Below are 13,504 nucleotides of genomic sequence, written 5' to 3'. Positions count from 1 at the left end.
CTTAACCTTCCATTACCCATTGTTTAACAACTTGAGCCACACGTTCTGGCTCTTCTGCAATCAGGCCTCTAATAGCATTAAGCTGGCGCTCAATTTTTTCAGGTGAGCCAGGTACCATAACATCCTCAGCACTCACCAAAGAAACTTGGTCATCTGAAATCTCATCCGTTTCATCGGCAAAAATAGCAGCTTCGGTGTCCTCTGCCACAGCAATTTTGTTCTGCTCACCCAACGTTTTAAGAATTGGCCTAACAACCATTAATAGCAGCAGTAGAATAAACATACCAACTAACACTGGCTGCAAAAGATCTAAGAACCAACTTTGTTGGTAGAACGGTACAGGTTCTATTTCTTCCGGTGGTTCGGGTACTGCAAACGGTGAGTTAATAACACTCACGCTATCGCCTCGCGATGGGTCGTAGCCTACCGCATCACGAACCAGCAGCGTTAAACGGCTGAGTTCTTCATCACTCCAAGGGGTTCTTACTATGGCAGCAGACTCAGGATCAATAGAAGCGATATCATCCACCACAACCGCTACCGATAAGCGTCTAACCGTTCCTTGCTGACGTTTGGTATAACTAATACTTCTATCTAATTCAAAATTTCGAGTGGTCTCTTCTCTTGATTGGCCATTATTTCCATTGGCATTGTTGCTGCCAATGGGTGCACCATTCTCATCGACCGCTTCGGGAATTGTCACCGCACCAGGAGGTTGATTGGTCAAAGAACCAGGAACGCCACTATTGGCTGCGTTCGCTGAACGGCGCTCACGAAGAGTTTGCTCACTTCTTAGGGCAAGTAAATCTGGATTATATTGCTCATCGGTTTGTTCAACCGCGGTGAAATCAATATCCGCAGAGACCTCTGCTTTAAATCGCCCACCACCAACAACAGGAGACAATATATTGTTAACGCGACTTAGCAGAACATCTTCAACACGTCTTGTGTACTCAAACTGCTTACCGGCAATCGATAGTTCAGAGTTCGTGTCTTTTTCGGTTAACAAAGTGCCACGCTGATCAACAACGGTTACATCTTTATCACTTAGCTGAGAAATACTGGATGCCACAAGGTTCACGATGGCATCAACTTGGCTTCGATCCAGCCTACGACCAGGGTACAACTCCAAAAACACCGACGCACTCGGCTTTCGAGTATCCCTGACAAATACAGATTCTTTAGGAATAGCTAAATGAACTCGAGCAGACTTCACACTCTGTAAACTGGTGATGGTGCGGCTTAGCTCACCTTCTAAACCGCGACGGTATCGGGTCGTTTCGACAAATTGAGAAGTACCAAGAGACTGATCCTGATCCATGATCTCAAGCCCAACAATATTATCAGAAACGATACCGGAGCCAGCAAGCTTAAGACGGGCTTGATGATAAAACTCCCCCTCAACCAATAGAGCGCCAGTATTTTCATCCAATTTAAATGGAATATTGTTTACACTTAGAATTTCAACAATCTGATCTGCGTTGTAGTCCGTGATACTACTCAATACAGGCTTGTACTCAGGACCCGATGTCCATAGAACTGCTGCAAGAGCAATTGCTATAGACGCAGCAAGACCGACCATCAACGCAAGCTGACGAATCACCGTCAACTTATTGAAGCCAGTCAATAACTCCATATAAAGCTTTTGCTCTGATCTTTCTGCTGGGACATTATCCATTCAGTACTGCCGTGTCTAACCTATCTTAGATAGGCATATTCATAATTTTCTCGTAAGCGTCCACCAGCTTGTTACGCACTTGGGTCATCGCTTCAAAAGACACACTGGACTTTTGTAATCCAATCATCACTTGTGGCAAATCTACACCTTCTTCGCCACGCTCATAGGCTTGAGCAAGAGAAGTGGCTTCTTTTTGCACGGAATTGACGTTATCGACAGCAGTTTTCAGCATATCGGCGAAATCAGGGCGCTCTGCTTCTTGAGTGGCTTGCATGCCATTCTGAGCCAAACCTGATGAGGCATTGGCACTGGGCGTTTGAATCTGACTCCGCAAGTCACGCATTTGAGAAAGCACCTGATTGATATCAGGTCTATCAGTTACCATTTTACTCGCACCCAAAAAAACATTAGTTCATAGTAGCTTAGCACACTGCTATTAAAAACTAGACTTAATAATCAATCAACTTCTATGCCACATTCTCGCATTTTTGCGATCTTATAGCGTAATGTTCGTGGACTGATACCTAGTTTTTCTGCTACTTCTTTACGTTTGCCTTTGGCGTCGATAAGTGCTTGAGCAATAATTCTAAACTCATGTTGCTGTACACCTCGCCCCAGAATGGAAGCCGCTTCCATTGCATCTTCTTCCTGCGACTCGTCCACTTTAGGGGCTGAGACCATATCAAAAACGATGTGATCCTCAACAATCCTTCCCTGTCCGCACAATATTAAAGCGCGCTGTATGACGTTTTCTAGCTCACGTACGTTTCCAGGCCAACCATGGGCTTCCAATTTACTAAGGGCCGATGGTGATAACTGTGCCGAGTCGATACGCATTTTCTGAGCATGCTTTAACAATAATGCTTCCGCCAAAGGTTGTATATCGCCTTTACGCTCACGGATCGGCGTCCAACGTAGAGGAAAAACATTTAAGCGATAGTACAAATCTTCTCGGAAACCACCTTCTCGCACATATTCAGACAAGTCTCGGTTCGTGGTTGCAATGATCCTAACATCTAGCTTGATGGCCTTCTTACCACCTAAGCGCTCCACTTCTTGCTCTTGCAGAACACGCAGCAACTTAGCCTGCAAGCCCACATCCATCTCGGTGACTTCATCTAACAACAGAGTGCCACCGTTCGCCTGCTCAAACTTACCTGCCTGCGATGCCACAGCGCCAGTGTAGGCCCCTTTCTCATAACCAAACAACATGGCTTCCAGCATGTTTTCAGGAATCGCAGCGCAGTTAATCGCCACAAACGGCTGACTAGACCGGTTCGATACTGAGTGAATGTATTGTGCCAATACTTCCTTACCAGTACCGCTCTCACCACAAATTAAAACAGTTGAATCCGTGACAGCCACCCGTTTTGCCAATTCAAGCAAAGCAACACTTGAAGGGTCCTTGGCGATCGGTGCATTACTCTTTACTTTTGCCACTCGTGAGGTGTGTTTTGCAATGACATCTAATAGTTCATCTTCTTTAAATGGCTTCAGTAAATAATCCACCGCACCATTACGCATCGCTTCAACAGCATGACTGATATCACCATAGGCAGTCATCAACATGATGGGCAGCTCAGGAAACTGCTCAACAACATGCTGCAGTAAACCATAGCCGTCCATGCCTGGCAGGTTTACATCTGAGACGACCATATCAAAGTTCTGACGCTTTAACGCTAAAATTGCCTCCTCAGAACTCTCAACCATGGCGCACTGGTAACCAGCCAACAGTAAAGTATCTTCCAGCGCCTCCGCCAGCCCTCGATCGTCTTCAACGACTAACAAACTCACATCAGACATGTTAACTCCCTAAAATTGGCAATTTGATCGTCGCCTTTGTACCAACACCAGGCTGGCTTTCAATATTAAACGTTCCATGGTGGGCTCTCATAATGGCTTTCACCACCATCAATCCGAGACCTGTGCCATGTTGCTTAGTGGTCACAAAGCCTTCTTGTACTTTGCGTAGCTGTTCTTCATCCATCCCTCGACCACTGTCTTTGATTGCAATACTCAAAAGAGCATCTTGAGACAACGCGACAATTTCTACTGAAGCACCTCGTTCAGACGCCTCGATGGCATTATTGATTAAATTTAACACAGCACCAATGAGCACTTCTTGATGACACTGAATTAACCCGCTATCGGTGACAAATAAGTCTTGCTTCAAAGTCGCATGGTGTTGATCTGCTTGTTCTTGCGCTCGCTCTGCTATTTTATTGAGCAACTCGCTCACTGACACTTTTTCATCCAATTTAATATCAGACTTTGAAAAAATCAGCATGTCACGAATCTGCCGTTCAATATTATTTAATCGATCCGATAATTTACCCGAAAATCGCTGCCTCATATCCTCAGACAACGATTCTTTCTGCAAGTGTCCAGCATATAACATCGCAGATGATAGTGGGGTTCGTATCTGATGGGCTAACGCTGCCACCATTTTTCCCATGGTAGACAACCGCTCATGGTGCGCCAATTGCCGCTGCAGGGAGTGCGTTTCAGTCAAATCTACCAAAATGATAAGTTGCCCCGGAACATCCCCCAGAGATGAGGTTTCGACCCGAACCCGCCTTCCCGTTACCATGGTAATTTCATGGCCATCATCTTTTTGTGGTCGAAAGCTCTTAGGAACAATATCGGCCCATTGACCACCTAAAATGGATTCACCAAACAAGCGATCGACGATCGGGTTTGTCATCACAACTCGGCCTTCTGGATTCAGTAACATCACGCCAACTGGCATAGACTGAAACAACTGCTGAAACTGTTTCAGAAGTACTTTATTCTTTGATTCTTCTTCCCGCTTCGCCTGTTCAGCCCGCTCGAGCTTGGCAGTTAGCTGTCGAACCTGCATTTGCAAATCGTCATAAGAAGCTTGTAATGAACGGGAAGTTTCTTCAAAAAGCACGAACGCTTCTTTTAAGCGGGCGATTTCCTGATCTTTATCCACTTAAAACTCCGACTTATCAATGCGATAACGGCGCATTTTTTCAATCAATGTTGTACGTTGAATCTGCAATAAGCTCGCAGCCTTTGATACCACGCCATTTGTAGACGTTAATGCATGACGTATTAGCAGAGATTCTAAGTGCCTTACGTAAACATTTAAATTGACAGCCTGGGTACGTGGCATATTTGCTGAGTCAGCAAGGCGACTGAGAAACGGCGTTATGTGCTCTTGGCGCCATGGCACTGGACTACTGATAACGCCCTGATCAAGGACTTCCTCAGAGCGTCGCAACCAAATAGCAGGTAGGGGAAGAGAGAGCTTAGTAATTTCGAGCAGACTGCCCACCACAAAAAAGTCCACCAACTCTCCCTGCTCTAGATCCTGTACGATATCGATATCTAGGAAGTGCAAAACAGGAGCAACTGCTTGCAACTCTTCTTGGCTAACACCAATTAAACAGGCTTTCATCATCTTCAATCACCAACCTAATTGATTCTAAACTTTAGCACAGAGTCAACCAAGACACAGGCTACCAGAGCAAGAAAATGAGAATAATTTCTTTATAGGGCAATAAGTTAACTATTTAGATTAGAAAATAGTTGATCAAATTCCTGTTCCGCAGTGAGATCATCCTGATGCCAAGACAAACTACCTAACAGCGGTGCAGAAATCATATTGTTTAGTGTGGCTAAATTTTCCTCATAAAACGGCATGTCGTGCTGCCCACCATTTGCGATCCATCCCGCAATCGGTAAGCCATCACGTCGAATCGCTTCCATCGTTAAAAACGCATGATTCAGACACCCTAAGCGCATATTCACCACAACGATAACCGGTAATTCTAGACGCTTCGCCAAATCTGATAGCAACTCTCGATCATTCAAAGGAACACGCCAGCCACCCGCTCCCTCTACGATAGAAAAATCATGGGGAGTAAGTAAAGTACCGCGCACAAATCCCTCTAATCGAGAAACAGTCACCAGTTTGTTTTCTTTCGCTGCTGCAATATGAGGTGCGATCGCCGGCTCAAACACAATGGGATTCACCTGCTCATATCGAAGCGCCACCGAGCCTGCCGCTTGAATTTGCAGAGCATCATCGTTACAGAGTTTGCCATCTACCATCTCAGCACCTGCTGAAATCGGCTTAACCCCCATTGTGCGCAACCCTTGTCGCGCCGCTGCCTTAAGCATTCCTACACTGACGTAGGTTTTACCTGCATCGGTATCCGTTCCAGTAATAAAAAACCGCTGTTTAGCCATGATCAACCTTTGTTAATTGAATAAATGCCACTTCATAGGAAAGGGGAATACCACGATCGGTTGCCTGCTGCTGGTAAGCAGACTCAAACGCTTTCCATCTTGAGGGAGACACCACATCTGTGCTTTCTGTTACTAAGGAGGCACCCACTTTTTTCAAGGAGTACACCGCCTCCTTTACACTATCAAAATACGCAGTGAGCGTTTTTTGCTCCGCACCAGCCACTTTAAAGCCAGCATCACTACAATGATTAAGAAGGGTTTCTAACTCAGGATATTGGTTGTGGTGTAAGCGACCATCGACCAACTGCCATGCTTTACCGAGCTCAGGCATTGAGCCTGAGACCAAGGTGGACACCAACACTTGGCCATGATCATTCAGTACTCTGAACCACTCTTTGAATAAGTGATCGGGATGTAGACACCATTGAATCGCTAGGCTAGATAAAATGCCATCAAATGCGGCGCTTTTAAAAGGCAGTGATTCTGCATCTGCACACACCAAACTTACGCCGACCGCACGTTGCTGTGCTTGACACAACATCTCAAAAGACAGATCCAGAGCAACACAGGAAAGTTGCGGCTGCACAGACTGCATCGCCTCTAAAGCTCGCCCCGTCCCTGTGCCAATATCCACCCAAGAATCATTAGGGTTAGGCGCAAACCGAGTCATTAGCTCAGATAGTACCAATTCTTGAAACACAGCATATTGATCGTAGCTTTCAGCGGCACGGGAGAAGCGCATAGCGACTTTCTGTTTGTAACTGGTAATCGCTTCAGTGGAACGTATTGTCATGAATGTATTGGGTAATTAACGCCACAAATTGGGACGGGTCTTCTAGAAATGGCTGATGAGCTAGCTCCGGCAGAGTCAGCACGGTTTGCAAAGGGTTACTCGGAAATGCTTGTACAACATTTGGCGTTTCGACAAGCGCATCTTGAGCACCAAACACATGCAAGTTTGGTCGGTCTAGTAAGGCAATCTCACGGCGCACATCCAAGGTTTCTAGTAATGCCAAACCTCGCACTAATGCCTCAGGGTCAATCAGCTCTTTAGGCTGCAATTCAAGCAAATGCTTCGCTAAACCTTTGGGGTCTTTGGCACCTTGAGCTTGCAACGATAGAAAACGACGAAAACCTTTCTCTGGAAATGCCTTCACTAAGCCAAAAAACTGACTATACGCGTCTTCGGACATTCCCATTGGCCAATCCTCTGAAGCAACAAACTTTGGCGCACTCGCCACACTAATCACACCATTAGCGCAACTTGAGCGGCGGGCTGCGATGTAATTTGCCACCATTCCACCAAGTGACCAGCCAAGCCACCAACAAGGTTTAGGCGCCGCTCTAATCAACTGTTCTGCCAACGCATCAATATCGTAATTAGGCCCAAAACGGTTGCGTTTATGCCAATTCGGATCAACCGAGACACCCGGCAAATTCGCCAGTACAACGTAAAAGTTTTCACTAAGTAAACGCGCCACGCCATGAAAGACTTCTTTCGGCATGGCCCAACCAGGGACCATAAAAATCGCAGGAGATGTTGGATCACCGAAGGCTTCTGTTTCAATAGGAGTACGCATAATTCATCACTTAGAGTCATCGTTAAAGATGCTATCTAGAGTATCACACAAATACTCAACATCCTTATGACTATGGTCGGCACTCAAGGTCAATCGCAAGCGAGCCGTATTAGGAGGAACGGTTGGCGGTCGAATCGCCTTACAAAGAATGCCCCGCCGCATCAACTCATCACTGATGGCTAGGGCTGTTTCACTTGAGCCAATCAACAAAGGCTGAATAGCACTGTCAGAGTCCATTATTTCATAAGGCCAAGACTCAGCTCGCTGACGCAAGTACTGCACATGACTGAATAGCGTTTGACGCCTTTGCTGACCTTCCTCTGAGCGAATCAAACCAAGGCTTGCCAACACGGTTGCTGCAACCGCTGGCGGCATCGCAGTGGTATAAATATAAGGGCGAGCAAACTGAGTTAAGTAGTCGGCCATATCATTGGAGCAAGCAACAAAGGCTCCTGCCACACCAAATGCCTTACCAAAGGTCCCCATTAGAAAAGGCACCTGCTCTGCAGTTAAGCCATCTAACTCTAGACAACCTTTACCATGCTGACCTAAGCAACCTAGCCCATGGGCATCGTCCACCACCAGCAACCAATCTTGCTGCTGAGCCAAACCTACCAGTTCTACAAGAGGGGCCTTATCGCCATCCATGCTAAAGATGCCATCGGTGGCTAACACACCCGGCATCTCAAGACGTTGCATATGCTTTTTCGCACTATCAGTGTCGTTATGCAGATAGCGCTTAAAAACAGCCTCACTAAGGCGTGCACCATCAATCAGGGAGGCATGATTGAGCTTATCCATCAGGACCGGCCGCTGTTTACTGGCCAACGCTGAGATCACAGCTAAGTTGGCCATGTAACCGGTGCTAAATAGCAATACACGCTCATAGCCTAGCCACTCACACAGCTCATGCTCTAGGGCATCGTGAATATCTAAATGACCACAAACCAAATGCGAAGCACCACTGCCGACGCCATATTCTAGCGCCGCATCAGACATGGTTTGCTTAAGCACAGGGTGATTCGCTAGCCCTAAATAATCATTGGAGCAAAATGCCAAATATTCTTGACCATTTTGCTTTAGACGGGTTGTTTGCGGGCTGGCAACCACATGTGTTGAGCGAAACAAATGCTGCTCACGGCGCTCAGCTAGCGCAGCGAGCATCCACTCAGGTGCTTTAAACCGTGGCATCGTAGAAGAACTTAGCTTCTTCTTGGGCCTGCGCTTGCGCGGCAATCGCTTCCTCGACCGCCTCATCTGACACATCGTGACGCTGCTCAGGCATGATGCCCAACTTATTAAATAGCATGCGGTCTTTATCGGCCTCTGGGTTACCTGTTGTCAGAAGCTTCTCTCCATAGAAAATGGAATTAGCACCCGCCATAAAGCACAATGCTTGCGTTTGCTCACTCATACCTTGACGACCAGCAGACAAACGTACATGGGAGGTTGGCATGAGGATACGCGCTACTGCAATGGTGCGGATAAATTCGAATTCGTCTAAATCGTCGACATTCTCAAGAGGTGTACCTTCTACTTTCACTAGCATATTAATTGGCACACTTTCTGGATGTGGCGTCATTTGAGACAGCTGACGCAATAAACCAACGCGATCTTTCTGCTCTTCGCCCAAGCCCATAATGCCGCCACAGCAAAGTTTCACACCGTTATCACGCACACGTGACAGTGTGTCCAAGCGCTCTTGGTAGGAGCGGGTTGTAATGATGCTGTCGTAGAATTCAGGAGACGTATCTAGGTTGTGGTTGTAGTAATCCAAACCTACCTCAGCAAGCTGCTTCGCTTGATCGTCGTTCAACGTCCCGAGCGTTACACAGGATTCAAGGCCAAGTTGCTTAACGCCTTTAATCATTTCCAACACATAGGGGAAATCTTTTTGCGAAGGATGTTTCCAGGCCGCGCCCATGCAAAAGCGAGTGGCACCTTTTTCCTTCGCCAGTTGCGCTTCTTGCAACACTTTTTGGACTTCCATCAGCTTTTCTTTTTCCAGCTCTGTATTGTAGTGCCCACTTTGCGGACAATACTTACAGTCTTCTGGACAGGCACCTGTTTTGATCGACAGCAGTGTACTGACTTGAACTTGATTTGGTGCGAAATTAGCACGGTGAATGGTTTGCGCATGGAAGAGCAAATCCATAAAAGGCATATCGAACAGTGCTTGGACTTCCTGGCTAGTCCAATCGTATCGAGGTTGAGTCGCAATATTCACCGTAAGGCTCCATTATTTTATTGTTGCAAGGAACGCAATACTAATGACACTCAAAAATCTGTCAACTAGATTAACCACACTGGTTTACAAGCGAATACTAAAGAACCAATGCTGTGTTTGTGAAATCACTGACGAAGGCTCTCTGTGTAAGACTTGCCGCCAACTATTAGCCAACAATCAATACCACTGCCAGCGCTGCGCACGACCAGCGCAAACAATGCTAACCCTCTGTGGCGAATGTCAAACGTCTACGATACACCTAGATCGTATAATCGCCCCACTAAGATATGAAGGCTTATGCCGTGGCCTTATTCGAAAAGCTAAATTTGAGCAGCAGCCTCACCTTCTCTATCCATTGATTGAATTGCTTGCCGAACACATCTTACAACAAGATATTGAGCTACCCACAGATTGGTGTCTCATTCCCACCAGTGATGAATCCTTGAAAACACGAGGATTTTGTCAAACCACTCTGATTTATCGACAGTTGAAACGACAACTCGCCGAACACATGACCTCACCGATTAAACTATTCCCACTGGTTCGAACCAGCTCAATCTCAGCACAACATACGCGTTCAAAACAGGAGCGTCACAAGTTATCACATCGCCATTTCAGTACAAATAACACTGCTATGCCAAAACACATCGTGTTAATCGACGACATCGTAACCACAGGCAGCACCCTTAATGCCTGCGCTGAAACGCTACTGCGCTCAGGCGCAGAACGAGTGACGGCACTCACTTTGGCTCGAACACCAGAATAATCATCGGTCAATTTGGACACGTGACATCCTACTTGTTTATTCGTTAGTATCTCGGCTCTTTAGCCAATTGACCGTCAGGGCATAGCGATATGAACCAAGAAGAACGCGACGTTCTCACCGAACTCGATAAACAACTTTTATGGCATCCATACACGTCCATGAGCCATCCAACACCTCACTTTTTGGTGGAGAAAGCATCAGGCTGTCAAATACAGCTCGCTGATGGACGCAGCCTTATTGATGGCATGTCCTCTTGGTGGAGTGTGATCCATGGCTATAATCACCCAGCCATCAATCAAGCCCTACACACCCAGATCGATCAATTTTCTCATGTGATGTTTGGCGGCTTAACTCACCAGCCCGCGATCAGCTTGGGGCAGAAACTGGTCGAGATGAGCCCACCAACACTGACTAGAGTTTTCTTTTCTGACTCGGGCTCGGTTTCTGTTGAAGTTGCACTTAAGATGGCGATCCAATATTGGAACACTCAAGGGCACCCCGAAAAGCAGCACTTTATTACCCCGCGTTCTGGCTATCATGGCGACACTTTCGCAGCCATGTCAGTATGTGATCCGGTTAATGGAATGCACGGTTTATTTCAGAAAGCACTGACGCCACAGTTCTTTGTACCGCCGCCTCCAATAGGGCTTACTCAACCCATTGACGCTGACTACTTAGCGGATGTTCGCGCTACCTTTGAGCAATACCATGAACAACTCGCAGGCTTTATCATTGAGCCAGTTGTACAGAATGCTGGTGGCATGCGCTTTTACAATCCCGCCTACCTTGATGCTTTCAAAGCTCTTTGTGATGAATTTAAGGTACTGTTGATTTTTGATGAGATTGCTACAGGGTTTGGCCGGACAGGTAAGCTGTTTGCCGCAGAGCATTGTGCAATCGAACCTGACATTATGTGTGTCGGCAAGGCTCTCACAGGCGGCTACATAACACTTGCCGCCACACTTACCAGCGACAAGGTTGCACTGGGTATTAGCCAAGAAGGTGGCGTCTTTATGCATGGCCCAACATTTATGGGCAACGCGCTGGCGTGTAGTGCAGCCAATGCCAGTTTAGAACTCATTCAACAGAGTAATATAGAAGAAACAGTAACCAATATAGAGCAATGGCTTACAGCTGCCCTTGCCCCATGTGAATCTCTTGATATGGTTCAAAATGTTCGCTGCTTAGGCGCTATTGGCGTAGTCGAGCTTAAGCAAGCGGTAGACCTTCATCAGATTCAACCACTGTTTGTTGAGCAAGGGGTTTGGATTCGCCCATTTGGCAAATTAATTTACCTCATGCCACCGTACATCATCCAAGAGGATGAAGTTAAAAAACTTGGACACGCGATCTATACCGTTATCAATCAGCATTTCCAGTAAACCTGCCGGTCGACAGCACAATAAAAAAGACCGAGCTAAGCTCGGTCTTTTTTAACTCAGTTCCAATCCTACTGTTTCATCCGCTCAGCAAGGTTGCCTTGTTCGTAAGCTTCTTCTTCGATGTGAGCAATGTTCGTCACAATATGCTCAGCCCTCTCGATACTCTCAATACTCAACTGATCTACATCCATCATTTGCTGATTCAACGAGTTCGCAACGTCAGCCTGCTCCGCCGTCGCAAGGTTGATTTGCGCGGTCATATCAACAATGTGTCGAATCGCTTCTTCAATCGCATTCATACTATCGGCAACTTCCGTTACCCCCTGAACGCCTTCATTTGCAACCGAAGCCCCTTTATCAATGGCTTCTAACACCGCTTGAGTATTTCGCTTCAACTCTTCAGTTGTTTCATGGATGCTTTGCGTTGCATCTTGGGTCCTGATGGCTAGGGCACGCACCTCATCTGCTACAACCGCAAAACCACGTCCCGCTTCACCTGCTCGGGCTGACTCAATGGCAGCATTCAAGGCAAGCAAGTTCGTCTGCTCGGCGATATCACTGATGGAGTTAACGAGATGGTTAATTTGATCGCTTTGTTTCGCCAGATCAACCACCACATCTTTCGCAGCATTCACTTCCGCGTACACTCTCTGCATAGTGTCCCCAGTGTGCTTAGCCATGTCACGGCTTGCTTTAGCCTTCTCTTCAACCGATGCCGTATCTTCTGCAGCAACACGCACATTGTCCGCTATTTGGTTAACACTGGCCTGAAGTTGGGTGCTGGCTGACACAACTGTTCTGAAACTATCTCGCTGTTTATTGAAATTCGCCAAGTTCGAAGTGACGCTTTCTTTAGCTAGCTCTGCTCGCTGCTGCAGTTGTTTTGAGCCCACCATCAAACGATATCTAAACGTAAATGCCGCCGCAGTTTTATGCAGTTGAGAAAAACTCAAAGCAACATTAGGACCGACCGCCTTAAAGTACAAATACTGACCTATTGTGTTGTGTGCTTCTTGAGGAAGCTTGGCAATGGTTGAACGTAGAGCATGACGCTGCGTGAGGTTAAACGTCGCCCCAAGAACCGCTAAAATGGGGGATAGAATCTGCCACCATAACCAAGGGGAAAATAACCCCATGATTCCAAACACAACAAAAAAGATGGCATTTAGCCATGTCTGTCGCCACATCCAGCCTTTTAAGCGCGGCATATTTGGCACGGGATGCTTGCCACTGTTAACGCGTTCATACACCATTTGTGCATGAGCTTTTTGCTCATTAGTCACCTTTTGGCGCACCGACTCGTAACCAATGACTTTACCATTATCAATCAATGGGCTTACATGAGCGCTAACCCAGTAATGATCGCCGCTTTTACATCGGTTTTTTACAATCCCCATCCAGCTACGACCAGCTTTTAAGTTTTCCCACATATCGGCAAACACAGCTGATGGCACATCAGGATGGCGAATTAGATTGTGAGGTTGGCCTATTAGCTCTTCACGCTCATAGCCTGCCACTTTGCAAAAATCATCGTTTACAAAAGTTATACGCCCCTTAACGTCAGTACTGGAAACAAGGGTATAGTGCGCAGGAAAATCATTTTCCCTGTTTGTGACAGACATTTTACGCATAGTTTCTCTCGATAAATCTAAT

General features: G+C 46.5%; 13 protein-coding genes. 2 read left to right on the top strand and 11 right to left on the bottom strand.

What is annotated here, in order from left to right; translation table 11 throughout:
• Nucleotide 1: 1 nt before the first annotated feature.
• From fliF to bioB, 10 genes are all read right to left on the bottom strand, one after another.
• Nucleotides 2-1,678 carry a flagellar basal-body MS-ring/collar protein FliF gene (gene fliF, locus C8D85_RS10915; RefSeq protein ID WP_133562577.1) on the bottom strand — a complete coding sequence of 559 codons (1,677 nt, stop codon included), beginning with the start codon at nt 1,676-1,678 and terminating at the stop codon, nt 2-4.
• Nucleotides 1,679-1,703: 25 nt separating this feature from the next.
• Nucleotides 1,704-2,063, bottom strand: coding sequence for a flagellar hook-basal body complex protein FliE (gene fliE, locus C8D85_RS10910; protein WP_133562575.1), 360 nt, complete (start codon nt 2,061-2,063; stop codon nt 1,704-1,706).
• Nucleotides 2,064-2,134: 71 nt separating this feature from the next.
• Nucleotides 2,135-3,481 carry a sigma-54-dependent transcriptional regulator gene (locus C8D85_RS10905; protein WP_133562573.1) on the bottom strand — a complete coding sequence of 449 codons (1,347 nt, stop codon included), beginning with the start codon at nt 3,479-3,481 and terminating at the stop codon, nt 2,135-2,137.
• 1 nt (nt 3,482) lies between these two features.
• Nucleotides 3,483-4,634: a sensor histidine kinase gene (locus C8D85_RS10900; RefSeq protein WP_133562571.1), complete on the bottom strand. Its 1,152-nt coding sequence runs from the start codon at nt 4,632-4,634 to the stop codon at nt 3,483-3,485.
• The gene (locus C8D85_RS10895; RefSeq protein ID WP_133562569.1) at nt 4,635-5,105 is read right to left on the bottom strand and encodes a helix-turn-helix domain-containing protein; all 471 of its coding nucleotides are present in this window, start codon (nt 5,103-5,105) and stop codon (nt 4,635-4,637) included.
• 104 nt (nt 5,106-5,209) lie between these two features.
• A complete protein-coding gene (bioD, locus tag C8D85_RS10890) occupies nt 5,210-5,896 on the bottom strand; it encodes a dethiobiotin synthase (protein WP_133562568.1) in 687 nt (228 codons plus the stop codon).
• Entirely contained in the window at nt 5,889-6,689 is an 801-nt protein-coding gene (gene bioC / locus C8D85_RS10885; RefSeq protein WP_133562566.1) for a malonyl-ACP O-methyltransferase BioC, read from the bottom strand. The genes bioD and bioC overlap by 8 nt, the downstream gene beginning before the upstream one ends.
• Nucleotides 6,670-7,476 carry an alpha/beta fold hydrolase gene (locus C8D85_RS10880; RefSeq protein WP_133562564.1) on the bottom strand — a complete coding sequence of 269 codons (807 nt, stop codon included), beginning with the start codon at nt 7,474-7,476 and terminating at the stop codon, nt 6,670-6,672. The genes bioC and C8D85_RS10880 overlap by 20 nt, the downstream gene beginning before the upstream one ends.
• A 6-nt stretch (nt 7,477-7,482) precedes the next feature.
• The gene (gene bioF / locus C8D85_RS10875) at nt 7,483-8,667 is read right to left on the bottom strand and encodes an 8-amino-7-oxononanoate synthase (protein WP_133562562.1); all 1,185 of its coding nucleotides are present in this window, start codon (nt 8,665-8,667) and stop codon (nt 7,483-7,485) included.
• Nucleotides 8,654-9,640 (bottom strand): biotin synthase BioB, encoded by a 987-nt coding sequence (bioB, locus tag C8D85_RS10870; RefSeq protein ID WP_133562883.1) that lies wholly within the window; start codon nt 9,638-9,640, stop codon nt 8,654-8,656. Before bioB ends, bioF begins: the two co-directional genes overlap by 14 nt.
• 106 nt (nt 9,641-9,746) lie before the next feature.
• On the opposite strand from bioB, the gene C8D85_RS10865 reads away from it, so the two are divergent.
• Entirely contained in the window at nt 9,747-10,469 is a 723-nt protein-coding gene (locus C8D85_RS10865; RefSeq protein WP_133562560.1) for a ComF family protein, read from the top strand.
• A gap of 89 nt (nt 10,470-10,558) precedes the next feature.
• Nucleotides 10,559-11,851, top strand: coding sequence for an adenosylmethionine--8-amino-7-oxononanoate transaminase (gene bioA, locus C8D85_RS10860; protein WP_133562558.1), 1,293 nt, complete (start codon nt 10,559-10,561; stop codon nt 11,849-11,851).
• Between the two features lie 68 nt (nt 11,852-11,919).
• Here the strand turns inward: bioA and C8D85_RS10855 are convergent, their stop codons facing one another.
• Nucleotides 11,920-13,482, bottom strand: a complete 1,563-nt coding sequence (locus tag C8D85_RS10855) for a methyl-accepting chemotaxis protein (RefSeq protein ID WP_133562556.1) — start codon at nt 13,480-13,482, stop codon at nt 11,920-11,922.
• Nucleotides 13,483-13,504 lie beyond the last annotated feature (22 nt).

The organism is Marinomonas communis, assembly GCF_004363305.1.
GTDB lineage: Bacteria > Pseudomonadota > Gammaproteobacteria > Pseudomonadales > Marinomonadaceae > Marinomonas > Marinomonas communis.
Note: the sequence above shows the minus strand (reverse complement) of the source record. Positions and strands in the feature narration are given on the sequence as shown.